The 26,816-nt window shown below is 66.1% G+C and carries 22 protein-coding genes; 12 read left to right on the top strand and 10 right to left on the bottom strand.

Annotated elements, in window-relative coordinates; all coding sequences use genetic code 11:
* The first annotated feature begins 167 nt into the window (after positions 1-167).
* From LPA35_RS25355 to LPA35_RS25375, 5 genes are all read left to right on the top strand, one after another.
* Positions 168-1,103, top strand: a complete 936-nt coding sequence (locus LPA35_RS25355; protein WP_218299143.1) for a bile acid:sodium symporter family protein — start codon at positions 168-170, stop codon at positions 1,101-1,103.
* The gene (locus LPA35_RS25360) at positions 1,100-2,107 is read left to right on the top strand and encodes an NAD-dependent epimerase/dehydratase family protein (protein WP_228900005.1); all 1,008 of its coding nucleotides are present in this window, start codon (positions 1,100-1,102) and stop codon (positions 2,105-2,107) included. The genes LPA35_RS25355 and LPA35_RS25360 overlap by 4 nt, the downstream gene beginning before the upstream one ends.
* The gene (locus tag LPA35_RS25365; protein ID WP_228900008.1) at positions 2,104-3,039 is read left to right on the top strand and encodes an EamA family transporter; all 936 of its coding nucleotides are present in this window, start codon (positions 2,104-2,106) and stop codon (positions 3,037-3,039) included. Before LPA35_RS25360 ends, LPA35_RS25365 begins: the two co-directional genes overlap by 4 nt.
* 60 nt (positions 3,040-3,099) lie before the next feature.
* Positions 3,100-3,726, top strand: a complete 627-nt coding sequence (locus tag LPA35_RS25370; protein ID WP_228900015.1) for an ATP-binding cassette domain-containing protein — start codon at positions 3,100-3,102, stop codon at positions 3,724-3,726.
* A gap of 97 nt (positions 3,727-3,823) precedes the next feature.
* Positions 3,824-4,465 carry a LysE family translocator gene (locus LPA35_RS25375; RefSeq protein ID WP_055396280.1) on the top strand — a complete coding sequence of 214 codons (642 nt, stop codon included), beginning with the start codon at positions 3,824-3,826 and terminating at the stop codon, positions 4,463-4,465.
* A gap of 24 nt (positions 4,466-4,489) precedes the next feature.
* Here the strand turns inward: LPA35_RS25375 and LPA35_RS25380 are convergent, their stop codons facing one another.
* From LPA35_RS25380 to LPA35_RS25415, 8 genes are read right to left on the bottom strand one after another with little or no spacing between them, the layout of a single operon-like run.
* Positions 4,490-5,317, bottom strand: coding sequence for a LytTR family DNA-binding domain-containing protein (locus tag LPA35_RS25380; RefSeq protein WP_228900016.1), 828 nt, complete (start codon positions 5,315-5,317; stop codon positions 4,490-4,492).
* A complete protein-coding gene (locus tag LPA35_RS25385) occupies positions 5,277-6,401 on the bottom strand; it encodes a sensor histidine kinase (RefSeq protein ID WP_228900017.1) in 1,125 nt (374 codons plus the stop codon). Before LPA35_RS25385 ends, LPA35_RS25380 begins: the two co-directional genes overlap by 41 nt.
* A complete protein-coding gene (locus LPA35_RS25390; RefSeq protein ID WP_121419361.1) occupies positions 6,398-6,715 on the bottom strand; it encodes a 2TM domain-containing protein in 318 nt (105 codons plus the stop codon). Before LPA35_RS25390 ends, LPA35_RS25385 begins: the two co-directional genes overlap by 4 nt.
* Positions 6,716-6,770: 55 nt before the next feature.
* The gene (locus LPA35_RS25395) at positions 6,771-7,814 is read right to left on the bottom strand and encodes an alpha/beta hydrolase (protein ID WP_228900018.1); all 1,044 of its coding nucleotides are present in this window, start codon (positions 7,812-7,814) and stop codon (positions 6,771-6,773) included.
* Between the two features lie 27 nt (positions 7,815-7,841).
* On the bottom strand, positions 7,842-8,906 hold the full coding sequence (locus tag LPA35_RS25400; RefSeq protein ID WP_370641522.1) for an alpha/beta hydrolase family protein: 1,065 nt from the start codon (positions 8,904-8,906) through the stop codon (positions 7,842-7,844).
* A 43-nt stretch (positions 8,907-8,949) separates the two neighbouring features.
* Positions 8,950-9,240 carry a 2TM domain-containing protein gene (locus LPA35_RS25405; protein WP_228900022.1) on the bottom strand — a complete coding sequence of 97 codons (291 nt, stop codon included), beginning with the start codon at positions 9,238-9,240 and terminating at the stop codon, positions 8,950-8,952.
* Positions 9,241-9,298: 58 nt separating this feature from the next.
* A complete protein-coding gene (locus tag LPA35_RS25410) occupies positions 9,299-9,871 on the bottom strand; it encodes a DUF6622 family protein (protein ID WP_142144400.1) in 573 nt (190 codons plus the stop codon).
* A gap of 46 nt (positions 9,872-9,917) precedes the next feature.
* Entirely contained in the window at positions 9,918-10,328 is a 411-nt protein-coding gene (locus LPA35_RS25415; protein WP_121419366.1) for a DUF2306 domain-containing protein, read from the bottom strand.
* A gap of 308 nt (positions 10,329-10,636) precedes the next feature.
* Here LPA35_RS25415 and LPA35_RS25420 point away from each other — a divergent pair, with 308 nt between their 5' ends.
* From LPA35_RS25420 to LPA35_RS25450, 7 genes are all read left to right on the top strand, one after another.
* Positions 10,637-11,938, top strand: a complete 1,302-nt coding sequence (locus tag LPA35_RS25420) for an efflux RND transporter periplasmic adaptor subunit (protein WP_228900024.1) — start codon at positions 10,637-10,639, stop codon at positions 11,936-11,938.
* A gap of 15 nt (positions 11,939-11,953) precedes the next feature.
* The gene (locus LPA35_RS25425; protein ID WP_228900027.1) at positions 11,954-15,157 is read left to right on the top strand and encodes an efflux RND transporter permease subunit; all 3,204 of its coding nucleotides are present in this window, start codon (positions 11,954-11,956) and stop codon (positions 15,155-15,157) included.
* A complete protein-coding gene (locus LPA35_RS25430) occupies positions 15,154-18,336 on the top strand; it encodes an efflux RND transporter permease subunit (RefSeq protein ID WP_228900030.1) in 3,183 nt (1,060 codons plus the stop codon). Before LPA35_RS25425 ends, LPA35_RS25430 begins: the two co-directional genes overlap by 4 nt.
* Before the next feature lie 9 nt (positions 18,337-18,345).
* Positions 18,346-19,782: an efflux transporter outer membrane subunit gene (locus LPA35_RS25435; protein WP_228900032.1), complete on the top strand. Its 1,437-nt coding sequence runs from the start codon at positions 18,346-18,348 to the stop codon at positions 19,780-19,782.
* Between the two features lie 106 nt (positions 19,783-19,888).
* Positions 19,889-20,713: an undecaprenyl-diphosphate phosphatase gene (locus LPA35_RS25440; RefSeq protein ID WP_228900034.1), complete on the top strand. Its 825-nt coding sequence runs from the start codon at positions 19,889-19,891 to the stop codon at positions 20,711-20,713.
* 10 nt (positions 20,714-20,723) lie between these two features.
* A complete protein-coding gene (locus tag LPA35_RS25445; protein WP_228900037.1) occupies positions 20,724-21,569 on the top strand; it encodes a MipA/OmpV family protein in 846 nt (281 codons plus the stop codon).
* Positions 21,570-22,036: 467 nt separating this feature from the next.
* Positions 22,037-23,368 carry a diguanylate cyclase domain-containing protein gene (locus LPA35_RS25450; RefSeq protein WP_228900039.1) on the top strand — a complete coding sequence of 444 codons (1,332 nt, stop codon included), beginning with the start codon at positions 22,037-22,039 and terminating at the stop codon, positions 23,366-23,368.
* 44 nt (positions 23,369-23,412) lie between these two features.
* Here LPA35_RS25450 and LPA35_RS25455 read toward each other — a convergent pair whose 3' ends face one another.
* On the bottom strand, positions 23,413-24,897 hold the full coding sequence (locus LPA35_RS25455; RefSeq protein ID WP_228900043.1) for an FAD-binding oxidoreductase: 1,485 nt from the start codon (positions 24,895-24,897) through the stop codon (positions 23,413-23,415).
* A 118-nt stretch (positions 24,898-25,015) separates the two neighbouring features.
* Positions 25,016-26,683, bottom strand: coding sequence for a diguanylate cyclase (locus tag LPA35_RS25460; protein WP_228900046.1), 1,668 nt, complete (start codon positions 26,681-26,683; stop codon positions 25,016-25,018).
* Positions 26,684-26,816: the final 133 nt, after the last annotated feature.

Genomic DNA, 26,816 nt, shown 5'->3' on the forward strand with positions numbered 1-26,816 from the left:
TGCGCGCCTTCCCCCCGCTCTCGCAGCGCTGCGCACTGCGGGCAAGGGGACGACGCCCTCGCTGCGGGGCGGCCCTTGCTTGGCGGCGTCCCGCGCTGTCGCTGCGACAGTTTCGTGCGTTGCGCGTTGCGCAATACGCGGTGAAGAACTGAACTCAAAGGTTATCTATGCTGCCCGTGGACGAAATACGCCTTAACTTCAACCCTGCATCGCTCGTGGCGCTCAATGTGGTGCTGGGTTTTCTCATGTTCGGCATTGCGCTCGATACGCGCGTGGCCGACTTCAAGCGCGTGCTGCGCATGCCCGGAGCCATGGCAGTGGGCATTGCGGCGCAGTTCATCGTGCTGCCTGCCGTGACCTTTGTGCTCACGCTGCTGCTCCAGCCCGGCCCCAGCATTGCGCTGGGCATGATCCTGGTGGCCTGCTGCCCGCCGGGCAATGTGAGCAACATCCTCACGCACCGCGCCGGGGGCAATGTGGCGCTGTCGGTGTCGATGACGGCGATCTCCAACGCGCTGGCCATTGTGCTCATGCCGCTCAACTTCGCGTTCTGGGGCGGTTTGCACCCCACGGCGGCGCCGCTGTTGCGCAGTATTGCGCTCGACCCGCTGGAGATGGCGGGGCACATCGTCGCCATCATCGGGCTGCCGTTTGCGCTGGGCATTCTGTGTGCGGAGAAGCTGCCGCGTTTCACGCAGCGGGTGAACAAGCCCGTGCGCATCCTCAGCTTTGTCTGCCTGATCGGTTTCATCGTCGGGGCTGTGGCGGGCAACTGGCGCTACTTCCTCGACTACGTGGGGCTGGTGCTGCTGGCCGTGGTGTTGCATGACGCACTGGCCTTTGGCACCGGCTATGCCTGCGCGCGGCTCAGCGGCTTGTCGGACTACGACCGGCGCGCGGTGAGCATTGAGGTGGGCATCCGCAACGCGGGCCTGGGCCTGGTGCTGATCTTCAGTTTTTTTGGAGGCCTGGGGGGCATGGCTGTGGTGGCGGGTGTCTGGGGCTTCTGGGACATCATTGCCGGCCTGGCGCTGGCGGGATGGTGGGGCCGCAGACCTGCGGTGGTGCCGCTGGGGGCTTCGGCCAAGGAGCACGGTGCATGACGGCTTCTTCATTGGCAACGCGCCGCATCCTGGTGACCGGGGCCGACGGTTTTCTGGGCCGGGGTGTAGTGGCCGCCCTTGCGCGCGAGGGTGTGCACACGCTGGTGGCGGCCGATGTGCGCGAGGTGCCTGCCGAGCGCCGCCTGCCTGGCGTGATCTATCTGGTGCAGGACGTGCGTGACCCCGCGCTGGCGCAGACGCTCGCCGACCATGCCATCGACAGCGTGGTGCACTTGGCCTCCATCGTCACGCCGGGCAAAGGATCCAACCGCGAATTCGAATACTCCGTGGATGTGCTCGGCAGCAAAAATGTGCTCAACGCCTGCGTGGCCACGGGTGTCAAGCACATCGTCGTCAGCTCCAGCGGGGCCGCGTATGGTTACCACGCCGACAACCCCGCCTGGCTGCGCGAGACCGATGCGCTGCGCGGCAATGCGGTGTTTGCCTATGCCCACCACAAGCGGCTGGTAGAAGAGATGCTGGCGCAGTACCGCGCGGACCACCCCGCGCTGGCGCAGACGGTGCTGCGCATCGGCACCATCCTGGGCGAGCGGGTGGACAACCAGATCACCGCGCTGTTCGACAAACGCCGCCTGCTGGCCATCCGTGGCAGCGAGAGCCCGTTTGTTTTCATCTGGGACGAGGACGTGACCGGCGCCATCCTGCATGCGTTGCGCACGCAGCGCGCTGGCTGTTTCAACCTGGCGGGCGATGGTGCGCTGCCGCTGCGCGAGATCGCCCGGCGCCTGGGTAAACCGGTGCTGGAGTTGCCTGCGGGCCTGCTGCGTGCCGCGCTGGCGGTGGGCTCCGCGCTGGGCCTGAGCCGCTACGGGCCCGAGCAGCTGGATTTTCTGCGTTACCGCCCCGTGCTGCTCAATGCCGCGCTCAAGGAGGTGCTGGGCTACGTGCCCGGCAAGACCAGCGCAGAGGCGTTCGAAGCCTTTGTGGCTGCCCGGGCGCGCCAAGGGCGGCCGGTGGCTGCGGCTGCGGCGGTGGCTGCATGACGGCGCGGGCGCTGAGCCGTGGCGACTTGCTGCGCGCGTTGGCCGTGGTGGTCATCTGGGGGCTGAACTTTGTGGTGATGAAGCTGGGCTTGCAGGGGCTCAGCCCCATGCTGCTGGGTGCCCTGCGTTTCACTGCGGCATCGCTGCCGTTTCTGCTGTTCGTACCCCGCCCATCGATGCCCTGGCGCTTTGTGGTGGGCTATGGGCTGGCGCAGGGGCTCGGGCAGTTCGGCTTTCTGTTCCTGGGGCTGCAGCTGGGCATGACGGCGGGCATGGCGTCAGTGGTCATGCAGACGCAGGCTTTCTTCACCCTGCTGCTGGCCGCCCCGCTACTGGGTGAGCGCGCCAAACCCTGGCAGTGGTGGGGGCTGCTGCTGGCGTTCGGCGGGCTCATGACCATTGGTCTTGCCCATGGAGAAGGGCCCGGGCAGATGACGCTGGCCGGTTTTGTGCTCACCCTCGGCGCCGCTTTCATGTGGGCGGTGTCCAACCTGGTGGTGCGCCGCGCTGCGCAGGCAGGGGCTTACGCGCCGTTTCCGTTCATCGTGTGGAGCAGCGTGGTGCCCATCGTTCCGTTCTTTGCGCTGGCGGTGTGGACCGAAGGCGCAAGCGGCGTGGTGGCGCAGTTGCAGGCGGTGGACGGCACCGCCTTGATCGCAGTGCTGTACCTCGCATTGCTGGCCACCTTGCTGGCCTACACGCTGTGGACGCAGTTGCTGCAACGCCACGCGGCCGGGCGGGTGACGCCGTTTTCGCTGCTGGTGCCAGTGGTAGGGCTGTGGGCTGCGTATGCGTTTTTGGGCGAAACGCCCTTGCCGCTGCAGTGGGCGGGCGCAGCCGCTGTGTTGTGTGGCCTGGTGGTCAACCAGACCGGTGGCTGGCTGTGGGCACGGTGGCGGCGCAAAGCCGAGACCCACTCGACCGCTCTCTAGAATCCTGGACCGGCGCAGGCTTGTACGGAATGTCCTGCGCAACATACCCAAGGAAGCAGGATGTCTGAGAACGTGGTGTTGCAGGTGGAGGGGCTGTGTTTTGCCTATCCCGAATGTGGGGTGCTCAACCAGTGGTCGGTGGCGCTGCCCGCAGGCCTGGCGTTGGTGCGTGGCGACGAAAGCAGTGGCAAGACCACGCTGCTGCGCCTGCTGGCGGGTGAACTCACGGCGCAGGCGGGGCGCATCACGCTGCAGGGTGTGCGTCTGAGCGACACGCCCAAGGCCTTTGCGCAAATGGTGTTCTGGGTCGATCCTCGTGCTGGTGATCTGGACAAGCTCACCGCCCGTGGCTGGCTGGACAGCCTGCCCGCGCACTACCCGCTGTGGGATGCCGCAGCGCTGGCCACGCACATTGAAGGCTTCACGCTGCCCGAGCATCTGGACAAGCCGTTCTATGCGCTGTCCACCGGCAGCAAGCGCAAGGTGCTCATGGCCGGGGCGCTGGCCTCGGGCGCGCCGCTGACCTTGATCGACGAGCCCGTGGGCGGGCTGGACAAGCCGTCGGCCACCTACCTGGGCCGCGCCCTGGCGCAGGTGGCGGGCCAGCCCGGGCGCGTGGTGGTCGTGGCGCACTACGAGGCTTTGCCCGGCGTGCCCTGGGGCACGGTGGTGGAACTGAACGGTTGAGTGGTGTCCGGGGCACCGAGCGCCTGCGCCTTCCGCCCCCGCTTGTTTTAGACTGGGCCGCTATCGGGTGTTTTCCCGTTCTCTGAAGGACTGTTCCATGGACGCGCTTCTTTTTGCCCCGGTGGCGGTTGCCATTGCCCTCACGCCTGGCCCCAACAATTTCTGTGGCCTCAACAACGGCATTCGCGCGGGGATTGGTGCGGCCATGGTGGCGACGCTGGGGCGGGTGGCTGCGTTCGCGATTTTCCTGACGGTGTCTGCGGTGGGCCTGGGGGCCATGCTGCTGGCGTCCGAGGCGGCCTTCACGGCCGTGAAGTGGGTAGGGGCCTGCTACCTGTTCTGGCTGGGCTGGCGCGCGTGGCGCAGCCGCGAGTTCAGCGGGCTGGATGTGGTGGATGGCGCAGACGGAGGTGCGGTCAAAGCGGGCGGTGCACCGGTGCGCCTGCAGTCGCTCATCGCGCAGGAGTTCTTGCTGGGCATCACCAATCCCAAGGCCATCATCCTGTTTGCAGCTGTCTTTCCGCAGTTCATCGACCCCGGCCAGCCGGCCCTGCGCCAGTTTGTGGTGCTGGGGGCGGTGTACCTGGGGGCTGAGTTTGTCTCCACGGCGGTTTATGCGGCGGGGGGCCGGCAGATCCGCCGGTTTATCCGCACCTCGCGGGGTGTGGTGCGTCTCAACAAGGCCACCGGCGGGTTCTTCATGGGGGCGGGTGGCCTGCTGCTGGCCACCAATCGGTAAACACGTTCTAAGAACTCTCGGGGACTACATCGCCTTGAAAAGGTGCGCGTAAAGGCGGCTCACGGGCAGCTTCTCGGTCCGGCCCGCCAGCTCCAGATGCAGCTTGCCCGCCTCGTCGCGCGTCACCGTGGTGATGGCGCTGGCGCGCACCAGGGTGCTGCGGTGGATCTGCCAGAACACCTGCGTATCAAGCTGGCTCGTCAGCTCCTTGAGCGGCGTGCGGATCAGGTACTCGCGCGCCGCAGTCAGCACCCGCACGTATTTGTCGGCCGCTTCAAAGTACAGCACGTCGGCCACCGGCACCATGTGGATCTGGCTGCCGCTGCTGGCCTGGATGAGGGTGAGGGGGGCGGTGCTGCTTGGTGCCGCTGCAGCGGATGGCGACGCGATGCCGAGCGCTGCGAGCAGGTGGCGCAGCTGCTCCATGGTTGCTTCTAAATTAATAGCTGGTTGCGCTTTATTCATAAGCGCCAGCTGCAGTTTTTGCACTGTTTTTTGCAGCCGGGCCGCCTGCACGGGCTTGAGCAGGTAGTCCACAGCCTGGGCTTCAAACGCTTGCACGGCGTACTGGTCGTAGGCCGTCACGAATACGAGTGCGGGAAACGGTTTGTCGTCGGGCCAGGCGTCGGCCAGTTCCACGGCGGCATCCAGCCCGCTTTGGCCCGGCATGCGGATGTCAAAGAAGAGCACGTCGGGGAGCAGGGCCAGCGCCTGCCTGACGGCCGACAGGCCGTCGCCCACGGTCGCGGCGATCTGCAGCGCGGGCCAGGCGCGGGCCAGCTCCTGCTGCAGTGCGGCAGCCAGCAGGTGTTCATCCTCGGCAATCAGGGCGCGGGGGGCGGGCTGGTTCATGGGTTGGGGGGGATTTCAAAGGAAAAACGACGCTAGCGCTTGTCCCACCTGCGCTAGCAGCTATCAAATTAAGAGTGCCTGATGCGCCGTGCAAGGTGGCCAGGCGTTCGCGCACCTGGGTCAGACCAAAGCTTTGACCGGGGCCCGGCGTGGGCAGGGTGCCGGGCAGGCCCACGCCGGTGTCGTTGACCTCGATCACCAGCAGCGGGCCATTGGCGCCCGGGCGCGTGCTGGCACGCACGGTGATGTGGCCGCCTTCCACCTGGGGCTCCAGGCCGTGGCGTATGGCGTTTTCCACCAGGGGCTGCAGCAGCAGTGGCGGCACGGGCACATCCCGCAGTGCCTCGGGCAGGTCCAGCATGTAGGCCATGCGCGGGCCCATGCGCACCGCCATCAGCTCCAGGTAGTCGCGCAGGCGGTCAAACTCGTTGGACAGCGGGTGCTGGGTGCTGCGCGACGCGGTGAGCGTGGCGCGCAGGTAGGCAATCATGCGGTCCAGCATCTCCTGCGCACGCGCGGGGTCTGTGCCGATCAGCACGCGCAGGTTGGCCAGCGTGTTGAACAGCATGTGCGGTTCGAGCTGGGTTTCCAGCAGCTTCAGGCGCGCCTCGCTCGCGTGCATGCGCGCCTCGGCCATCTTGTCCTCCAGATACGCCGATTTGTGGATGGCGTAGAAGTAGTAGCTGCCCACCAGCCCGGCAATGGCCGTGATGAGAATGGATGTGCGCTGGTCAGACCCGGTAGTGGACGTGCCCGGTGGGTAGAAGTGAAAGTAGTACACGCACAAGGCGTTGGCCAGCGCCGTGCCTGCCACGTACCCCACAACGATGCCCCCCGCCACCAGCGCCATGCCTTGCCACCCATGCGGCCAGCCCGTTTCGGCGGCAGACGGTATCAATTCGCGCCCCAGGTCGATCACGGCCCAGGTGAAGGTGCCGATCAGTATCGAATACACCACCGGCGGCCCGTAGGGCTTGTCGGGCATGAACGCATATTGGATAGTCGCAACGACCAGGGTAAAGGCGAGCACCTGAAGGAAGTGCCGCAGCTTGCTGATGCCGTTGAAGGGGCGTCGCAGCATCATGGCCGGTGCTGATCTTGCTGCTTTTGGGCTTGTTCGCGCTGCAGGGCTTCGCGCTCGCGCTGCACCATGCGTTCGCGCAGGCCGTCGCCACTGCCCAGCAGGAACACCGACACCCCATGCAGCACCAGCCCCAGGCCCCAGCCCAGCAGTGGATAGATTGACCAGGGGCGCGTACCGAATGCGTAGCGCGACATGGCAAAGAGCAGCGCGTTCACCAGCACGAACGCTGCAGCGTGCACGTACCAACCCAGCTTGGCGCTGGCGCGCCGGCGGGCCAGCGTTTCGATTTCTTCGGGGCTTAGAGGGGAGGTCATGGCGGGGCGGTCGGGGGTGAAAAGCTCGGGGCGCTGCAGGGATTCTAGGGGCGGGCTACGCCGGGCAGGCGTGGCGCGCCACCGTGGCCACAGCCTGGGCGTCCAGCGTCAGCCCCATGTGGTTCACGCCGGGCACCAGGGTCACGGGCACAGGCTTGCCCGCCTGGGCAAACAGGTCGGCAAAGCGGTCGGCGTAAAAAAGCTCATCGTCCTGCCCGGCCACGATGCAGACCGTGCCCCGGGCATTGCGGATGTCGGCCTGGTAGTCGTCGTGGGGGCGGAAGTTGGTGGCCACCGTGTACGAATAGCGGGGCGTGAGCAGCTCGCGGGCTACGTCGTTGAGGGCAAAGCTCAGCACGGGCAGGTGGTTCCACCGGGTGATGCCGATCTGATTGAGCATCGTGATGGCAACCATGCGGGGCAGGCCCACCGTCACCCAGCCGCCGCTGTCAGGCCGCGATGTGGGGGCGTTGTGGTGCAAAAAAGGCGAAAGCAGCACATAGCGGTCAAACAGGTCCTGCCGCGCGCTGCCCGCAAAACGCAGCGCAAACCCGCCGCCTGCCGAAAACCCCATCAGCGTTTGCGGGCCAGCGTGCGGCACGGCGCGCAGAAAGTCCTCGATGTCGTCTTCCATCTGGCCGATGTACGCGGCCTGGCCCCTGAGGCCGGACGCGCCGTGCCCCCGCATGTCCAGGGATGCCACGGCATAGCCCTCAGCCGCCAGCGCCTGTGCCAGCACGTGGTTGGACTGCCCGCGTGCGGAAGACCCATGCACCAATACCACCCGGCGCTGTGGTGTGGCTGCTGTTGCCGGACTGGGGCTGTAGCCATGCCACGCCAGTGAAGTACCGTCGCGCGCTGTGTAACGCTGGGCTGGCGGAACACCGCCGTAGTCCACGCCCTTGAACGGATTGTTGATGCTGGACAGTGGCGGGATGTCGTGGGGGCCGCCCCAGGCGATGGCGGCAGCAAGTCCGGCAAGCCCCATGGTCAGCAAGGCGGCAGCGATGAACAAGGGGTACCTGCTGCGGGGCCGCAATCTGGAGGTTTGCGTCATGGTGGCGAGCAGGCCGAGGGTGGCGGCAGAGATGAGGAGCATGGGGGCGTGTGACGCAGGATGGCCGCGTTAGGGCACTGGTTGAAAGGGGTGCAAGGGTTGCAGGTGCTGGGCGAAGAACGCAACGATGCGTGCATCCACCTCGGGCAGCACCTTGCGGTCAAAACCGGGCGGGTCGCCCAGCAGCGCGGTCTGCACGTCGTTGAACAGGTGCAGCGGTGGCATGGGCGACAGCATGGCGCCGTGGCTGGCGTCCGGCAGGTGGGCTACGTGGGTGCAGCGGTCCTGGCAGGCCGTGAGCACGGCGTCACTGTGAAAGCGCGGTACCTGGTTGACATCCATCCCTGCTGTCACCAGCCCCAGCGCGATGCGTGGGTGGGCGAGGGTGGTCATGTCAAAGTCGGCCGCAAAGGGCACGCTGGCCACGGCGGCTTGTATACGGGGGTCCTGGTGTGTGTAGGCGGTGTCATCGCCAAAGCGGTGCCGTATCACGGTCAGTGCAAACCACTTCTTCAGGCCATCCAGCAGGTTGCCGTGCAAACGGGTGATGAACCCGACACAGGAGGAAAAATCATCGGCAATGTGGGCCTCGCAGTGCTGACGAAAGCGCGCGGGCGACCACGCGCCGCCCGCCAGCGTCAGCGCTGTGTGACCACCGGCGGAACCACCGAAGACCCCCACTTTGTCCAGGGTGAGCAACGGGGCCAGGCGGTTGTCCTGGGCCACGGCGTCGATGGCGCGGGAGACCTCGGCGGGGCGGCGCTTCCAGCTCTCGGGGCCGGGGGTGGAAGGGTCTTTGGAGTTGTCTCCCGCATGTTCGGGCAATGCCACGACAAAACCTGCGGCCACCATTGCACGCGCAAGGTCGGTGTGGACCCACGGATTGCCGCCCGAACCGTGTGTGATGACGATCAGGCGGCCGTTACCCCGCACGGGGCTGCCTTGCCAGGCCAGCTGCAGCTGGAAGGGGCCGCGCTGCACAGGTTCGTCGGCACTGCTGCTGGGGTAGAACACCGTGATGGGGCCATCCCCCAGCAAGCCGGGCAATTCCATCAGCCCCGTGCCCGCCTGGGAGGCGGTGGCCGCACCCCATGTCGCCAGTGTCAGCAGGGCCAGGGTCAGTCGTCGGAGCATCTTCATGGGATTTCTTTCGTGCGGAAGGAGGGTGTAGATGGGTTCAAGGACGTTGCCCCTGCTGCGCCAGACGGTCGCGTTCGGCCTGCACCATGCGCTCATGCAGCCCGCCGCCAGCAATCAGGAACACCACCGCCCCATGCACCACCAGGCCGATGCCCCATCCCAGCGCGGGGTACACCGCCCAGTGCCGCCCGCTGGCGGCCGACAGGGTGATCAGCAACAGGTTGACCAGCAGATAGACGCCGGCGTGCATGTACCAGCCGAGTTTGGCCCCGGCGCGCTTGCGGGCCAGGCGTTCGATGGGGTCTTGGGTGGGGTGGATGTAGTGCATGGTGATGTCTCCAGACAAGGCGAGTCAGTTCGATGGGTGGGCAGGGTTCTGGCGGGGCTCAGGCGCCCACGGGGGATGCGCCGTAGACCACGCTTTGCTGCGCCAGGCGCCACATCCGCAGGGCCCGGGCGGCGAACAGGCCGTTGAACACCCCATAAAGGGCCGAGATCTGCAGCGCGAAGGTGCCGTCCCGTGCCAGGGTGGGTTGCATGGCCAGCTCCACCCCTACGAAATACTTGGTCAGGAAGATGCCAACGATCAGCGCGAGCGGCATGGCGCTGCCCGGAATGTAAAAACTGCGCGAAGAGGCGCTATAGAGCGTGCCGGTGGGCGCCGTGGGCTGGAACCACAGGGCCAGCGCCGTGGTCGCCGTGGCGGCTGCCAGCCAGAGACCCACCGCCTGTACGCCGGAGGAGGCCGAACCGCCGAATGCCGACAGCAGGCCTGCCACCGAAAAGGCGGCCATGCCCAGCGGCATGAGCTGGGTTCGCAGCAGGCTGGCGCTGCGGTCGCGCAGCTGGCTGGCGCCCAGCCCCACCAGGCCGGCCAGCATGCCCCATACCCAGTAGGGGGTGTGACTGATGACCTGGAGCATTGCTTGGGGTTGGTGAACAATCAAATTGAGCAGCATGGGGATCTCCTGAGTGGAAAGGGCAGATGGAGAGGGAACGGCAGGGTCAGATCACGCCCAGTGCCGACCAGAGCGAATGGCCGAGAAAGCGATCAGGCAGCAGAGTGAAGCCACCGGCCACCACGCAGGCGCCGATGTAGACGCGCTGCATGGTTTTGCGATGCCCGTCGATGTTGCGCCGGGCCAGGAAGACAAAAGACAGCACCAGCATCCCCAGCGTGACCGGTATCAGCAGGTGGATCAGCCCGAAGCTGCCCCATCGCGGGCCCGGGCCCCCACTGATGAAAATGGCCGACACGGCTGTGGCCACCATCAGGGTTACCCAGGCATACCCGGCGGCGCGGTGCAGGCGCGGGCGTTGGGTGGCACCCTTGCGGGCCCACAGGGCGATGGGGCCGATGGCGGTCGCGGCGAGCGCTGCGGCGAGGTGGATGGCGATGACGGGGGTGAGTTGCATGGTGTGGCTCCGGGCTCGTTCTTCAATGGAGCGGACTGTGCCGACACCGCCCCGTCGCTGCCAGCGGCTTGCGACGAAATGCGCCAGGGCCGCCGCGAAATGCAGGAGCGCGGCGTGACTTGCGGGGCATTTTTGGTGGTCGGCCCGTTGGTGGATGTGCCTTCCCTACGAATTGCTTTGACCCCAAGGTTTACTTTTCTTCGCACAGCGTTCAAAGCAACGCGTGAACTGAGCCTCTACGATCCGGTACGGTTGACCGTGCTGACACCCGCCCTGCACGCACCCCGAGAACACGAATCAAGACCGCCATGAACCCCCAAGAAGTCAACGCGCCCCCGCCATCGGCCATTCCTCCCGCTCCCCCCGGCAAACCGCCACGCCGATCCCGATGGGTAGGAAGCCTGCTGGCGCTGGTGTTGGTGGGGCTGGTAGGAGGGGCGGCGTGGTATCTCATCCAGCGGGCCAATGGTGAATCCAGCGGTGGTCCGGGCTTTCCGGGGGGCGGGCGCCCCATGGTCACGGTGGGGGATGCCGTGGTGCGCAAGGCTGAACTGCCGGTGATCATCGATGCGCTGGGCACCGTGATCCCCGCCACCACGGTCACGCTGCGGCCCCAGGTGTCGGGCATGCTGACCCAGGTGCTGTTCACCGAGGGGCAGATGGTCAAAAAAGGGCAGTTGCTGGCGCAGATCGACCCCCGACCCTTCGAGCAGGCGCTGATGCAGGCCCAGGGCACCCGCCAGCGCGACGAGGCGCAGCTGGAGAACGCGCGCCTCACGCTGGAGCGCTACCGCACATTGCTGTCGCAAGACTCCATCGCCCGCCAGGACGTGGATACGCAGGCCGCGCTGGTCAAGCAACTCGAAGGCACGGTGATGACCGACAAGGCCCAGGAGGGCACGGCGCGCCTGAACCTGGACTACACCCGCATCACCGCGCCCGCGTCGGGGCGCATCGGTCTTCGCACCGTGGATGCGGGCAACTACGTGACCTCGGGCGACACGGCGGGCCTGGCCACCATCACGCAGGTGGCGCCCATCGACGTGCAGTTCTCGGTGCCGCAGGACCGCGTGGCCGACATCCAGGCAGCGCAGGGCGCAGCGGACGCCCTGGCCGTGACGGCGCTGGACCGCACGCGCAAGGCCGAACTCGACAAGGGGCGTTTCTCTACGCTGGACAACCAGGTCGACACCACTACCGGCACCGTCAAGGCCAAGGCTCGGTTCGAGAACGCGGCGGGTACGCTGTTTCCCAACCAGTTTGTGAACGTGCAGCTGCTGCTGCGCAATGTGCCTGCGCTGGTGGTGCCGGTGACTGCCGTGCGCACTGGCGCCAATGGCGACTACGTCTATGTCATCAACGAAGACCGCACGGTGTCGCTGCGCAAGGTCAAGCGCGGTCAGGCCACGGTGGGGCTGATGGCGATCACCGAAGGCCTGAAGGAAGGCGAACGTGTGGTGACCGAGGGCGGGGACCGCTTGCAGGATGGCATGGCCGTGCAGCTGCCGGGTGCGCCGGCCGCCCGTGCACCGCGTGCGGGGGCCAGCGGGCCGCGAGGGGAGCGTGGAGAAGGTGGCCAGCGCCGCCAGCGTCCTCCTCAGAATCCCTGAGCGCGACACGACAACATGAGTCCTTCACGTCCATTCATTGAAAGGCCCGTGGCCACTGCGCTGCTGATGATTGCCATCGTGCTGGCAGGGCTGGTGGGGTTCCGCTTTCTGCCGCTGTCGGCCTTGCCCGAGGTGGACTACCCCACCATCCAGGTGCAGACCCTGTACCCGGGTGCCAGCCCCGAGGTCATGAGCCGCACGGTGAGTGCGCCGCTGGAGCGCCAGTTTGGCCAGATGCCCGGGCTCACGCGCATGGCGTCCACCAGCGCCTCGGGGGTGTCCATCATCACGCTGCAGTTTGGCCTGGGGCTGGCGCTGGATGTGGCCGAGCAGGAGGTGCAGGCGGCCATCAACGCGGGCAATTCGCTGCTGCCCGCAGACCTGCCCGCACCGCCGGTGTACGCCAAGGTGAACCCTGCCGACGCGCCGGTGCTCACGCTGGCCATCAGCTCTGACACGCTGCCGCTCACCGAAGTGCAGAACCTGGTGAACACGCGCCTGGCGCAGAAGATCAGCCAGGTTTCCGGTGTGGGGCTGGTGTCGCTGGCGGGTGGGCAGCGGCCTGCCGTGCGCATCCAGGCCGACACCAAGGCGCTGGCGTCGTACGGCATTGGCCTCGATACCCTGCGCACGGCCATCACGTCGGCCAACGCCAACAGTGCCAAGGGGAGCTTTGACGGCCCGCAGCGCTCGTACACCATCAATGCCAACGACCAATTGCTGACGGTGGACGACTACAAGAACCTCATCGTGTCGTGGCGCAACGGTGCGCCGGTGCGCATGCTGGAGGTGGCGCGTGTGGTGGAGAGTGCGGAGAACAACCGGCTGGGTGCGTGGGCGGGGGTCAACGACCCCCTCCGCGCCGCGCCGGGCCGACCCCAGCAAGCGGACGCGCCCTCGGGGGGCAGCGAACCACACGAAGTGGGGAGCGTGGGGGCTTCCATCACTCCAGCGATCATCCTCAACGTGCAGCGCCAGCCGGGCGCCAACGTGATCGCCACGGTGGACAACATCAAGAAGCTGTTGCCCGAGCTGCAGGCGGGCCTGCCCGCATCGCTCAAGGTGCAGGTGCTGTCGGACCGCACCACGGGCATCCGGGGCTCGGTCCACCATGTGGAGCTGGAACTGGTGCTGGCCGTGCTCATGGTGGTGCTGGTGATCTTCTTCTTTCTGCACAGCCTGCGGGCCACGGTGATTGCCAGCCTGGCAGTGCCCATTTCGCTCATTGGCACCTGCGGGGTGATGTACCTGCTGGGCTACAGCCTCAACAACCTGAGCCTGATGGCGCTGACGATTGCCACCGGCTTTGTGGTGGACGATGCCATCGTGATGATCGAGAACATCGCGCGCTACCTGGAGGAGGGCGAGCCGCCGTTCCAGGCGGCGCTCAAGGGCGCGACGCAGATTGGCTTCACCATCATCTCGCTCACGGTGTCGCTGATCGCGGTGCTGATCCCGCTGCTCTTCATGAGCGATGTGGTCGGCCGGCTTTTTCGCGAGTTCGCGGTCACGCTGGCCATCACCATTCTCATCTCGGGCGTGGTGTCGCTCACCCTTGTGCCCATGATGGCTGCGCGCTGGCTGCGCGCCGAGCCCGCTGGGGGCCCGAAGGGCGTGGCGGGCCGTATCAACCGGGGTTTCGAGCGGGTGATTGGCGGCTATGACCGCTGGCTGCAGTGGGTGCTGCGCCACCAGGGCGCCACGCTGTTGGTGGCGGTGATGACGCTGGCCCTCACGGCGCTCTTGTATGTGGTGATCCCGAAGGGGCTTTTTCCCACGCAGGACACCGGGCAACTGCAGGCGCGCGTCGAGGCGTCGCAGGATGTCTCGTACGCCCGCATGAGTGAACTCCAGCAAGCCGCCGTACGCGCCATCTTGCAAGACCCCGACGTGTTGTCGCTCAGCTCGTTTGTGGGTGTGGATGCGGCCAACAACACCATGCTCAATGCCGGGCGCATGCTGATCAATCTCAAGCCTGACCGCGACGGGCAGGAAGCCATCATGCAGCGGCTGCGCGAGCGTGTGCGGTCGGTGGCGGGTGTCACGCTGTACCTGCAGCCCACGCAGGATCTGACGATCGATGCGGAAACCGGCCCCACCGAGTACCGCGTGTCGATTGGCGGTGTGGATGCCGCGCAGGTCAACGACTGGACCCGCAAGCTCGCCGAGCGACTGCAGCGCGAGCCCAAGGTGCGCAACGCCACGACCGATGCGGGCGCGCAGGGCCTGTCGGCCTTTGTGGACATTGACCGCAACACGGCATCCCGCCTGTCGGTCACGGCCAGCAGCGTGGACGACACGCTCTACAGCGCGTTTGGCCAGCGCATCGTGTCCACCATTTTCACCGAGACCAACCAGTACCGCGTGATCCTGGAAGCCCAGCAGGAAGGCATGAACACGCCCGAGGCCCTGGGCACCTTGCAGCTGCGCACAGGCTCCGGCACGCCCACGCCGCTGGCGGCTGTGGCCACCATCCGCGAGCAACTGGCGCCGCTGCAGATCACGCGCGTGGCCCAGTACCCGGCGGCAACGCTGGGGTTTGACAAGGCCGAAGGCGTGTCCTTGGGCAGTGCGGTGGACGCCATCCGCGCTGCCGCGAAGGAAATCGGGATGCCGCAGGGCTTGTCGATGGAGTTCCTGGGGGCTGCCGGGGCTTACGAAAAATCGTTGTCGAGCCAGCTGTGGCTCATTCTGGCGGCCATGGTGTGCGTGTACATCGTGCTCGGCGTGCTGTACGAGAGCTATATCCACCCGGTCACGATCCTCTCCACCCTGCCTTCCGCCGGGGTGGGGGCGCTGCTGGCGCTCATGGTGTCGGGCAACGACCTGGGGGTGATCGGCATCATCGGCATCATCCTGCTGATCGGCATCGTCAAGAAGAACGCGATCATGATGATCGACTTCGCCATCGACGCCGAGCGCCACCAGGGCATGGGGCCGCAGCAGGCCATCCACCAGGCCGCGCTGCTGCGCTTTCGCCCCATCCTCATGACCACGCTGGCGGCGCTGTTTGCCGCGCTGCCGCTGATGCTGGGCTGGGGCGAGGGCGCGGAACTGCGCCGGCCCCTGGGGCTGGCGATTTTTGGCGGCCTGATCCTGAGCCAGATGCTCACCCTTTTCACCACGCCGGTGATCTACTTGGCGTTTGACCGGCTGGGCCGCCGCTGGACGGGCCGGGGCACGGCGGCGGCGCCGGTCCAGGCCGGGGAGGTGTCGTGAATCTCTCGCGCCCCTTCGTCGAGCGGCCGGTAGCCACCGTGCTGCTGACCATTGGCGTGGCACTGGCGGGGATCGCCGCATTTTTTGTGCTGCCCGTATCGCCTTTGCCGCAGGTGGACTATCCGGCCATTTCGGTCTCGGCCAGCCTGGCGGGCGCCAGCCCCGAAACCATGGCAACCAGCGTGGCCACCCCTCTGGAGCGGCGGCTGGGGGTGATTGCCGGGGTCAACGAAATGACCTCGACCAGCTCCAACGGATCGGCGCGTGTGAGCCTGCAGTTCGACCTGAACCGCAATATCGACGCGGCCGCGCGCGAGGTGCAGGCCGCCATCAACGCGGCGCGGGCCGACCTGCCCGCCACGCTGCGCAGCAACCCCACGTATCGCAAGCGCAACTCGGCGGCATCACCCGTCATCATTCTGGCGCTGACCTCCAAGACGCGCACGCCGGGTGAGATCTACGATGCCGTCTCCAACGTGGTGAGCCAGCGCCTGTCGCAGGTGGATGGTGTGGGCGAGGTGGAGATTGGCGGTGGCTCGCTGCCCGCCGTGCGGGTGGAGCTGCTGCCCTTTGCGCTCAACCGCTACGGCATCAGCACCGAAGACGTGCGCGCTGCCATCCAGGCCTCCAACGCCAACCGGCCCAAGGGCGCCATCGAAGGCGACGGGCGCCGCCTGCAGATCTATACACCATCGCCCGCGCGCAAGGCGGCAGAGTACGAATCGCTCATCGTCGCCTGGCGCAACAATGCCGCCGTGCGGCTGGGGGATGTGGCGCGCGTGGTGGACGGGGTGGAAAACCGCCGCACCGTGGGGCTGTTCAACGGCGATCCCGCCATCATCGTGCTGGTCACGCGCCAGCCGGGTGCCAACATCATCGAAACGGTGGATGCCGTGCGCGCGCTGTTGCCCGACCTGCAGGCCCAGCTGCCGCAGGACATCCAGGTGGCCGTGGCGTCGGACAGCACCAACTCCATCCGTTCGTCCCTGCATGAAATCGAGCTGACCCTGATGGTCTCCATTGCCCTCGTGGTGCTGGTGGTGGGCCTCTTCCTGCGCAAGGCGCGGGCCACGGTGATCCCGGCGGTGGCCACTGTGGTGTCGCTGCTGGGAACCTTCGGCGTGATGTACTTCCTGGGCTTCAGCCTGAACAACCTGAGCCTGATGGCGCTGACCGTGGCCACAGGTTTTGTGGTGGACGATGCCATCGTGGTGCTGGAAAACACCATGCGCCACATCGAGGCCGGCATGGACCGCATGCAGGCCGCGCTGCAGGGTGCGCGGGAGGTGGGCTTCACCGTGCTGTCCATCAGCCTGTCGCTGGTGGCGGTGTTCATTCCGCTGCTGTTCATGGACGGCCAGGTGGGGCGGCTGTTCCGCGAATTCGCCATCACGTTGTCAGCGGCAGTGATGATTTCGCTGGTGATCTCGCTCACCACCACGCCCATGATGTGTGCGTGGCTGCTGCGGGCGCACGACCCGGCCAGCGACAAGCCCCCGTCGCGCCTGGCGCGGTGGGCAGAGCGCGGCTACCAGGGCGTGCTGCGCGGGTATGGACACAGCCTGGACTGGGCCCTGGCCAGCAAAGGCCTGGTGGTGCTCATCCTGCTGGCGGTGATCGGGCTCAACGTGTACTTGTTCGCGAAGATCCCTAAAGGGTACTTCCCCGAGCAGGACAACGGCCAGCTCAACGCGGGCCTCAGGGCCGACCAGAGCATTTCGTCCGAAGCCCTGGCGCGCAAGCTGCGCCAGGCCGTGGAGATCATCCGCAAGGACCCAGCGGTGGACACCGTCGTCGGCTTCTCGGGTGGCAGCCGGGCCGGGGGTGGGTTCATGTTTGTGAACCTCAAGCCTTTGAAGCAGCGCACGGACAGCACACCGGCCGTCATTGCGCGGCTGCGGCCGCAGCTCAACCAGATCACCGGCCTCAGGGTGTTTCTGAACCCCGTGCAGGACCTGCGCATGGGCGGGCGCTCCAGCAACTCCACCTACCAGTACACGCTCAAGAGCGACAACATGGCGGACCTCAAGCAATGGGCGGGCAAGCTGGCCGACCGGCTCAAGGACGAAAGCCTGCTCAAGGACGTGGACACCGACCAGGCGGAAAACGGCGTGGAGACCTATGTGGAGGTGGACCGCGACAGCGCTTCGCGCCTGGGCGTGAGCGCCTCGGCCATCGACAACGCGCTGTACAACGCCTTCGGCCAGCGTTCGGTGGCTACGATCTATGGCGAACTCAACCAGTACGCCGTCATCATGGAGTGGGCGCCGGAGTACACCCGGGGCCCGCCGGCCCTGAAAGATATCTACGTGGCCAGCAACCCGACCGGTGCCACGGGTACGGCCGCCAACCCGGGCCAGCGCGGTGCGTCCACGGGCAATGTCATCAGCACTGCGGCATCGACCATGGTGCCGCTGAGCGCCGTGGCGCGCGTGGTGGAGCGGGCCTCACCCACGTCCATCAGCCACCAGGATGGCGAGCTGGCCACCACCATCTCGTTCAACATCGACCCCGGGACCTCGCTGGCGCAGGCGCGCCAGGTCATCGAGCAGGCCGAGGCCGACATTGCCATGCCCACCAACGTGCGCGGCAGCTTCCAGGGCACGGCGCTCAGCGCCCAGCAGTCGCAGGGGCAACAGCTGTTCCTGATCCTCACCGCCATCGTGGTGATTTACATCGTGCTGGGTGTTCTGTATGAAAGCCTGATCCACCCGATCACGGTGCTGACCACGCTGCCGTCGGCGGGGGTGGGCGCCGTGCTGGCGCTGCTGCTGTTCAATATGCAGTTCACCATCATTGCGCTCATCGGCGTGTTCCTGCTGATCGGCATCGTCAAGAAGAACGCGATCATGATCATCGACTTTGCGCTGGACGCCGAGCGCGCGCGCGGGCTCACGGCCCTGGAGGCCGTGCGCGAAGCCTGCCTGCTGCGGTTTCGCCCCATCCTGATGACCACGATGGCTGCTGCACTGGGCGCACTGCCGCTGGCCATCGGCTTCGGGCAGGGCTCGGAGCTGCGCCAGCCGCTGGGCGTGGCGATCATCGGCGGGCTCATCGCGAGCCAGTTGCTCACCTTGCTGACGACGCCGGTGGTGTATGTGCTGCTCGACAAGCTGCGCAAGCCCGCACCCAACGAACAACAACTCAGCCGCGCCGGATCCCCCGGTGCCGCTGTCTGATTGCGCACCATGACCCGTCCCATCATCCCCCTCGCACCGGGTGTACGCGCCGCACGCTGGGCCAGCCTCGGGCTCGCGCTGACGCTGCTGTCTGCCTGCTCCGTCACTCCGCCGTACCAGCGCCCCGAGATGCCAGTGCCGGCCACGTTCAAGGAGGCGGGCGCCACCTGGGCGCCAGCCGCGCCTGCCGACGCGCTGGACCGTGGACCCTGGTGGGAGCTGTTCGGAGACGCCGAGCTGAACCGGCTGGCGGAGCAGGTGCAGCTATCCAACCAGAACATTGCCGCAGCAGTGGCTGCCTATGCCCAGGCGCAGGCCGTGGTGCGGCAGCAGCGCGCGGGGCTGCTGCCTTCCGTCAGCCTGTCGGGCGGTGCCACGCGTTCGGGTGGCGAGGGCACCAGCCGGTCCGGCACCACGACCCAAGCCTCGTTGGGGGTGGACTGGGCCCCGGACCTGTGGGGGCGGCTCGAAAGCGGCGTCAACAATGCCCAGGCCAGTGCGCAAGCCAGCGAGGCCGACCTTGCGTCGGCCCGCCTGTCCGCCGTGGGCAGCCTGGCCTCTGCCTATTTCCAGTTGCGCGAGGCCGATGCGGAAATCGGGCTGCTGCAGGCCACGGTGGAGGGCTACGAGCGCAGCCTGCAGATCGCCAGGAATCGTTATTCCGCCGGAGTGGTGGCCCAGACCGATGTGCTGCAGGCGCAGACCCAACTGGCAAACGCGCGGGCCGACCTGGCCACCGCGCGCCAGAACCGGGCGCGGTTCGAGCACGCGCTGGCGGTGCTGACGGGGCAGGCGCCCTCCGACTTTGTCGTGCCCAGTGCGCCGTGGGTGGCCCAAGTGCCCGAGGTGCCACCAGGCGTCCCCTCAACCCTGCTGCAGCGCCGCCCCGACATCGCGTCGGCAGAGCGGGCCGTGGCCGCTGCCAACGCGCAGATCGGCATCCAGCGCGCGGCGTACTTTCCCAGCCTGAGCCTGGGCGCCACCCTCGGCAGCGGTGGCAGCAGCGTGGCGGATCTGTTCAAGGCGTCGGGCAGTGTGTGGTCGCTGGGGCTGTCCATTGCACAGACTGTGTTTGATGCAGGTGCCACCGCCGCCCGCGTGGAGGAGGCGCAGGCTGCACGCGATGCCCGTGTGGCCGTCTACCGCCAGACCGTGCTGACGGCCTTCCAGAGCGTGGAAGACCAGCTCACCGTGCTGCGTACCCTGCGAGAACAGGAGCCCCTGCGGCGCGAGGCCGTATCGGCCGCCGAACGCACGGCGCAGCAGCTGCTCAACCGCTATCGCGAAGGCCAGGTGGGCTACACCGAGGTGGTGACCGCGCAAGTGTCAGCGCTGTCTGCCCAGCGAGCCCTGCTGCAGCTGCAGGTCAACCGCCAGCTGGCCGTGGTGGCGCTGGTGCAGGCGCTGGGGGGCGGGTGGCAGGCGCCGTGGCAGCCCCCCGCCTGAAGGCTGCGCGGGGCTGCTCGGCATATACTCCTGTTTTGATAGCTGCTAGCGCTTGATAGATAAGCGGTAGAGCCTTGTTTGATTCAAATTTTCTCAAGGAGTGTGCGTGGACGTTGTATTGCTGGTCAAGGCTGCCATCATGGGCGTGGTCGAAGGCCTGACGGAGTTCCTGCCCATTTCTTCCACGGGGCACCTGATCCTGGCGGGCTCTCTGCTGGGATTTGATGATGCCAAGGCCAAGGTGTTTGACATTGCCATCCAGACCGGTGCCATCTTTGCGGTGATCCTGGTGTATTGGCAGAAGATCCGCGCCACGCTGGTGGCCTTGCCCACGCAGCGGCAGGCGCAGCGGTTTGTACTCAATGTGCTCATCGGGTTTTTGCCCGCTGTGGTGCTGGGCCTGTTGTTTGGCAAAGCCATCAAGGCCCATCTGTTTACCCCTGTGGTGGTGGCCAGCACCTTCATCATTGGGGGCTTCATCATTTTGTGGGCAGAGCGCCGATCTCCTGCGGCCACCCGCATCCAGTCGGTGGATGACATGACGCCGCTGGACGCCCTCAAGGTGGGCCTGGTGCAGTGTCTCGCCATGGTGCCGGGCACCAGCCGCAGTGGCTCCACCATCATCGGGGGCATGCTGCTGGGCCTGTCGCGCAAGGCAGCCACCGATTTTTCGTTCTTTCTGGCCATTCCCACGCTCATTGGCGCGGGGGTGTACAGCCTGTACAAGGAGCGCGCGCTGCTGTCGGTGGCCGATCTGCCCATGTTCGTCACCGGGCTGGTCTTTTCGTTCCTGAGCGCCTGGCTGTGTGTGCGCTGGTTGTTGCGCTACATCAGTACCCATAGCTTTGTACCGTTTGCGTACTACCGCATCGTGTTTGGCATCGTTGTTCTGGTGACCGCATGGACTGGATGGGTGCAGTGGGCGGACTGATAATCCACCCATGAGCCGTTTTGCCCCCATTGCACCCCTGGTTTCTTGTGCTTCGTTGCTGGCCTGCCTGTGCTCCTGGCCGGCGGCGCACGCAGCGGATGCGCCTGCAGCCGAAGAGCCGCCCAAACCGTTGTTCAACTACGCGCTGGGCGCCATCGTGGGCTCCAGCCCGGACTACGCGGGCGGTGATGGGCGCAAGAACAGCTTGCGGCCCGCATGGGCCATCGAATATGGACGCTTCAGGCTCAGTACCTCGCGTGGCAGCGCCTTCATGGGGCATGGGCTGGGTCCGCGCGAATCGGGTGCCAGTGCCACGCTGGCGCAGGGAGATCAATTCAACCTGAGCGCCTCGCTGCGCATCGACAAAGGCCGTGACGGCTCGGACGCACCGATCCTGGTGGGGTTGCCCTCGGTCCGGTCCACGCTGCGCGCGCGGGTGAGCGCTGGGTATGCGCTGACGCCACGGTGGTCTGTGGGCGCCGGGCTTTCGCAGGACATTCTGGGGCGCGACGGCGGCGCGCAGTTGTCCACCAGCGTGGGCTATACCTGGCCCGTGACCGAGCAGACCAAAGTCACTTTCGGCGCAGGCGCGAGCTTTGGGGATCGCACCTATCTGCGCGGTCATTTTGGTGTGCCTGCGGGTGGTTCCGGGACCTTGCCTGCCTTTGATCCGGGCGCAGGCCTGTACAGCGTGGATGCCGGGGTGGAGGTCATGTCGGCCATCAATCGCCACTGGGTGATTCTGGGTGCGGCGCGTGTATCGCAGCTCAAGGGCGACGCCCGCCGCAGCCCGCTCACCGTCGAGCCCACAGGGTATTCCGTGTCCGTCGGCCTGGCATACCGCTGCTGCCGTTAGTCCACTGAAACCGAGAAATCGGCTGTGCGTGAGGGTCTGGCAGGGCCGCCCTCTAGGCGGCGGGCGCAGGCGGGTTGCATACCCGGCGAGCACGGCAACGACGAGGGCGGCCCTGCCAGGCCCTCACCCTTCGGGCCGGGGTGGAAGCAGGCGCATCGCGGCGTTGCGGGCTTTGCCAAGGCGGCCAGCCTTGGCCGCAGCCCGCGCCTTGCGCTGCACCCGCTGCCACCTCGGCGCACAGCCGATTACTCGGTTTCAGTGGACTAGCGTGCAACACCGCGCGAGGGCTGGCCTTTGCGAAAGGCCCGGGTTGCCTGCACAGGGGCTCATATCGGCCGAAAGTGATAAGCTGGTGCTGACACACTGTTACCTGTAGCAGGGCGATGCAAAGCGGCCACCGTGAAGGAGGTGCAGCGTTGGATCGCCCCCTCTGTCGATGACCATCTCCCCGCCGGGGCTATCGCCGCATGATGCAAGACGAGCCTGAGTTGTCGCAGCCCCCCACAGCCTTCCATCAGGATTCCTGGTCCAAGGCTGAATTGCTGGATCTGATCACCCGCAGCGCGGGTGCCACCATGGCCGTGATCGACCGCAGTCTGGCCATGATTTATGTCAACGAGGAATACGCCCGCTGGTTCGGCGCCGTGCCCCAGCAGTTGGTGGGGAAAACCCTTGTCGAGGTGTATGGTGAGAGCGACTGCGCCCGATTCATGCCCTTCGTCGAGCGTGTGCTGCAGGGCGAGCGGGTGCAGTACCAGCGCCTTCTGCGCACACCGTATGGCATTGATGAATGGCGCACCATCTGCCTGACCCCCTGGCACAACCGGCAGGGGCTGGTGGACGGCTTCATCACCACGGCGCTCGACGTTCATGAACTGCAGGTCACCATGAATGCGCTGCGCGCAGCCAACCAGCGGCTTTCCTCGCACATGGAAAACAGCCCGCTTGCGGTGCTGGAGATGGACCATAACCTCAGGCTCCTGCACTGTTCGCAGCGCGCTGTGCAGCTCATGGGCTGGCTGCAGGTGGCGGGGCTGGAGGGGCGGTTGCTGACGGAACTTGTGGATCCCTCACTTCAGGACGACGGGCTTCAGAGTGCGCTACAGCGCCTGCAGACGGGGCAGGAGTCCCAGAACCGCGCGGAGACCTGCTTTGTGCGGGAGGACGGTAGCGAAGTGCATTGCGAGTGGTTCAACTCCGCACTGACCGACGCCCAGGGGCAGGTCACATCGATCATGGCGCTGGTCCAGGATGTCTCGGCCAAGATCCAGATCGCCCGCCAGCAGCACTATTTGGCCAACCACGATTCACTCACGGGCCTGCTCAATCGGGCGGCTTTTCAGAGCCGTCTGGAACAGTCCCTGACGCAGGCGCGATGCAATGCCGGGTCTGTGGCCTTGCTGTTCATCGACCTCGATGGGTTCAAGGGGGTGAACGACGCCGAAGGCCATCGCGCCGGTGATGAAGTGCTGCGCATTGTGGCCCAACGCATTGCCAGCACGGTGCGTGCGGGCGACACCATGGCACGCCTGGGTGGCGACGAATTCCTGGTCATGCTCGACCGCGATGTCACCCGCGATGTGACCGACACCATCGGCCACCGCATCATCGAGGCATTGCACCAGCCCATGGTTGTGGAAGGGCGTGACCTTTTCATCGGCGCCAGCATTGGCGTGGCTGTGTATCCCCCCCTGGAGGGGGATATCGACGCGCTGATGAACCGCGCTGACCAGGCGATGTACTCGGCCAAACGCGCGGGCAAAGGCCGGCTCCATTACGCGGAGACGGCCCGTTCCTGAGCTGTGGTCTACAGCTCCAGGGAGGCTGGCCTGCGGCGCCTCCTCTACAGGCTGGGCAGCCGGATGCTCTGCTGAAAGTGGAAGAAGTTCCCGGGGTCGTACTGCGCCTTGATCTGCTGAAGCTGCGGGTATGCAGGGCCCCAATAGGCCTGGGCAAAATCCTGCAGGCTTGCGTCGGGATAGTTCTGGTACACGTGGCCGTTCAGGAAGGGTTTGACCAGGTTCATGAACCCATCGAGCCAGGCCTCCATCTGGGCCCGCTCGGTGTCATTGGTCCAGAACACGTCCACCACGAGGTCGGCATCCACATGGCGGTGGATGAAAGCGCTGTCGGCCACGGGATAGCGGTTGATGGCGCCGCCATAGGGTTCCAGATAAGCCAGCGACCAGGGGTTGGGCGAGGTCTTGAAGTAATCGATGATGCGTTGCCAGTCGGCTGTTGACAGCGGCGTGCTGATGTAGCCGCAGGCCTTGGTTTCCGCCACGCCGTCGGGCAGGTTGTCTGGCAAGGTGTAGGGGTGGTCTTCCAGCCAGATGTTCATGTCGGGGTAGGTGCCCGTCTTGTCCACCAGCAGCTGTGCGCTCGGTATCGCCATGAGGCGTGCAATGGCCTTCATGCCCTCATCGCGCGTGCCGCAGAACATGCCTTGCACCATGTAGACCGGCGTACTGTTCTGGTAGCCCAGGTTCATCATGTAGCCTAGGGCATCGGGTGCGCCGGTTTTCATGTAGTGGGCTTGCATCGTCGTCAGGACTTCGGCGGCATGCGCGGCGTCCCAGCTGATGGCCCAGGCCCACACCTGGTCCAGCCGGTGCATGCGGTAGGTGACCTGCAGCAACACACCAAAGTTGCCGCCCGTGCCACCGCGCATGGCCCAGTAGAGCCCCGGTTTCTCCTGCGCGCTGGCCGTGACGATGCTGCCGTTGGCAAGCGCCACCCGGAACGATTCCACCAGATCGCTCTGGATGCCGAAGGCCCGCGACGTATAGCCGTAGCCGCCACCCTGCACGAAGCCCCCCACGCACACGCTGCCGCACGCTCCCGTGGGCACATGCCAGCCGGTGTGGTTCATCGCGCCGTTGAAATGGTCGAAATCGGTGCCCGGCAGCACATGCACGCGTTCGCGGGGTGGGTCCAGCACCACGCCTTTCAGGTCGCTCAGGTCCACCACCATGCCGCTGTTGACGGAGTAGCCTGCCGTGCTATGCCCGCCGCAGCGCACGGCCACCCACAGGTTGTAGGTGCGGGCCACGGCAAGGCATTCGAGCACGTCGTGTTCGCAGGCGCAGTAGACGATGATCTCGGGATAAGCCTGAAACGCGGGGTTGGATTCTTGCCGTGCAGCGTTGTAGTCGGGGCTGGACGGCAGCACGATGCGGCCCACCAGTTTGGCCTCCAGCGCAGCCACGGCGTCCCAGGTCAGGGTTGCGCCCGGCGCGTTCGGTGCGGCCTGGCGTGTAGCCAGCGACTGAAAATGCGCAATGCGGGCGTCTTTGGCAATGCGGGCGGGACTTTTGCGATGGGCCATGGTGAACAATCCTTGGGTGGTAACGCGAAGCCCCGTGTTTAACGGAAGCCAGGCCGTTTGACCAGTTCGGAATGGCCCTTGGGGCTCAGCCGCAGGGTGCGGTGTGCACTGGTAGCGCTCAGGCCGACGACAGCGCCAGGTCCCCGGTGTTGCGGCGAAGGCAGAATTTCCCCCCTTGCTTGCCGCTGTACATTGCCGCATCCGCCAGCTTCAGCAGGCCCAGTGCGTCGTTGCTGTCGTCCGGTGCAATCGCGTAGCCGATGGTCAATCCCACTTCCACCTGTAGATCGCCCAGCGAGAAAGGGGTGCGAAAAGCTTCCAGCAGTTTGAGCCCCAGCTCCTGGGCTTGCTGGCTGCTGGCAAGGTGGCCCGCCATCACCACAAATTCATCGCCGCCCAGGCGCGCTACCACGTCACTCTGGCGCACATGGCCTTGCAGCCGACGGGTCACGGCGATCAGCAGTTCATCGCCCACATCGTGGCCGTGCCGGTCGTTGACGGGCTTGAAACCATCGAGGTCCATCACGTACACGGCCAGCAGGCTGTTGGGGCCGCTGTGGGGCAGGGCGGAGGCCAGGGCAATGCTCAGGCCACGCCGATTGGGCAAGCCGGTCAAGGGGTCGGTATGGGCCAGCGAGTGCATCGCGTCGCGCTCGCGGTTGGCATCCAGCGCCTCCAGCCGCAATGCCTTGGTGCGCAGGCCCAGCACGCGCATGAAGAGCAGCATGTCCAGCGTTGCACCAAACTGGAAGGAATGCAAAGTCCAGAAATTCACCGGTACCCAGCCGTTGATGACGCCGATGACGATCGCGGTCGCAATGAAGTAGACCAACCAGGCCAGCAGCAGGCTGGTGCCAACCCCATCACCCCGGATCGCACGGCGTGCCGCACCGGGGATGCCCATCAGGGCGGGTACAAGGCCCAGGATGCTCACAATGGCTGCAATGGCGCGGGTGGAGATGGCATCCAGTCCGTATGCCAGTGCAAGGAGCACACACAGTGCCGCTCCACAGCGCATGAAGCGCAGAAAGCGTTTGTTGGAGTCGGGCTCCGACAGGGCCTGTCCGATGAAGAGGAACGAACCACAGGTGGCGAGCAAGGCAGAGAGCCCTCCCATGTGGACTTCATGCCAGAGGCTGTCGCTCCAGAGGAACTGCCGACCCACGCCGAACAGGTGCATCGAAAACAGCAGGCTGCCGGATGTGAGCAATGCGTAGTAGATGAACAGTGGCTCGCGCAGGCTCAGCCACTGGCCCACGCTGTACACAAGCAGGCACAGGGCCAGCCCGGTCAATACGCCCTGCAGCATTTGCTCGTTGACAGCCTTGCTGAGCATGGCTGCAGGCTTGTAGAACGAGATTGGCAGGATCATCGCCCCCCGGGTCTGGATGCGCACCAACAGTTCGTACTGCAACCCGGGCCTCAGATTCAGCGTGAGCGCGTGGGATCGGCTTTGCAATGGACGGTGCGCGTAAGGGTGCAGGCTGCCCAGGGTTGCTTGCTGGACCACATAGCCGCTGGTCGTGAGGTAGACGCCGATGTGGTTCAGGTCGGAGTGGTTGACATCCAGGATCCACTGGGCGTCAGACGTCGAGGCCACTTCGAACGGGATGCGCAGCCAGACTGCATCGGGCCTCACCCCCAACGTGGCGCCCACGCTAGGGGGCGGGGCGAACTTGTCGGACTGCGCCAGTACATCTTCCACTGAAAGCTGAAGGCTGGGATCGCTCAGTAGCGTGACGGCTGGCCATGCATCGATGGCTCCCCGCTCGTCGTTCAGCAGCAAGGGGGAGCTACCTGCCCACGCCCAGGGGCATACCATCAACGCCCAGAGCAAAGCCAGCCAAGGGAGGTGGTGGGGCCGGGGCCGGTTCGGCATGGGGTGACGGCGGGGCATGGTCGGGCTGGTTCAGTATAGG

Source organism: Acidovorax sp. Leaf73 (genome assembly GCF_916855635.1).
Taxonomy (GTDB): Bacteria; Pseudomonadota; Gammaproteobacteria; order Burkholderiales; family Burkholderiaceae_C; genus Acidovorax; species Acidovorax facilis.

What these genes read in the sequence shown, in the direction of transcription:
- LPA35_RS25355 (WP_218299143.1), top strand. Translation starts at nt 168, where the DNA reads ATGCTGCCCGTGGACGAAATACGCCTTAACTTCAACCCTGCATCGCTC.
- LPA35_RS25360 (WP_228900005.1), top strand. Translation starts at nt 1,100, where the DNA reads ATGACGGCTTCTTCATTGGCAACGCGCCGCATCCTGGTGACCGGGGCC.
- LPA35_RS25365 (WP_228900008.1), top strand. Translation starts at nt 2,104, where the DNA reads ATGACGGCGCGGGCGCTGAGCCGTGGCGACTTGCTGCGCGCGTTGGCC.
- LPA35_RS25370 (WP_228900015.1), top strand. Translation starts at nt 3,100, where the DNA reads ATGTCTGAGAACGTGGTGTTGCAGGTGGAGGGGCTGTGTTTTGCCTAT.
- LPA35_RS25375 (WP_055396280.1), top strand. Translation starts at nt 3,824, where the DNA reads ATGGACGCGCTTCTTTTTGCCCCGGTGGCGGTTGCCATTGCCCTCACG.
- LPA35_RS25380 (WP_228900016.1), bottom strand. Translation starts at nt 5,317, where the DNA reads ATGAACCAGCCCGCCCCCCGCGCCCTGATTGCCGAGGATGAACACCTG.
- LPA35_RS25385 (WP_228900017.1), bottom strand. Translation starts at nt 6,401, where the DNA reads ATGATGCTGCGACGCCCCTTCAACGGCATCAGCAAGCTGCGGCACTTC.
- LPA35_RS25390 (WP_121419361.1), bottom strand. Translation starts at nt 6,715, where the DNA reads ATGACCTCCCCTCTAAGCCCCGAAGAAATCGAAACGCTGGCCCGCCGG.
- LPA35_RS25395 (WP_228900018.1), bottom strand. Translation starts at nt 7,814, where the DNA reads ATGCTCCTCATCTCTGCCGCCACCCTCGGCCTGCTCGCCACCATGACG.
- LPA35_RS25400 (WP_370641522.1), bottom strand. Translation starts at nt 8,906, where the DNA reads ATGCTCCGACGACTGACCCTGGCCCTGCTGACACTGGCGACATGGGGT.
- LPA35_RS25405 (WP_228900022.1), bottom strand. Translation starts at nt 9,240, where the DNA reads ATGCACTACATCCACCCCACCCAAGACCCCATCGAACGCCTGGCCCGC.
- LPA35_RS25410 (WP_142144400.1), bottom strand. Translation starts at nt 9,871, where the DNA reads ATGCTGCTCAATTTGATTGTTCACCAACCCCAAGCAATGCTCCAGGTC.
- LPA35_RS25415 (WP_121419366.1), bottom strand. Translation starts at nt 10,328, where the DNA reads ATGCAACTCACCCCCGTCATCGCCATCCACCTCGCCGCAGCGCTCGCC.
- LPA35_RS25420 (WP_228900024.1), top strand. Translation starts at nt 10,637, where the DNA reads ATGAACCCCCAAGAAGTCAACGCGCCCCCGCCATCGGCCATTCCTCCC.
- LPA35_RS25425 (WP_228900027.1), top strand. Translation starts at nt 11,954, where the DNA reads ATGAGTCCTTCACGTCCATTCATTGAAAGGCCCGTGGCCACTGCGCTG.
- LPA35_RS25435 (WP_228900032.1), top strand. Translation starts at nt 18,346, where the DNA reads ATGACCCGTCCCATCATCCCCCTCGCACCGGGTGTACGCGCCGCACGC.
- LPA35_RS25445 (WP_228900037.1), top strand. Translation starts at nt 20,724, where the DNA reads ATGAGCCGTTTTGCCCCCATTGCACCCCTGGTTTCTTGTGCTTCGTTG.
- LPA35_RS25450 (WP_228900039.1), top strand. Translation starts at nt 22,037, where the DNA reads ATGATGCAAGACGAGCCTGAGTTGTCGCAGCCCCCCACAGCCTTCCAT.
- LPA35_RS25455 (WP_228900043.1), bottom strand. Translation starts at nt 24,897, where the DNA reads ATGGCCCATCGCAAAAGTCCCGCCCGCATTGCCAAAGACGCCCGCATT.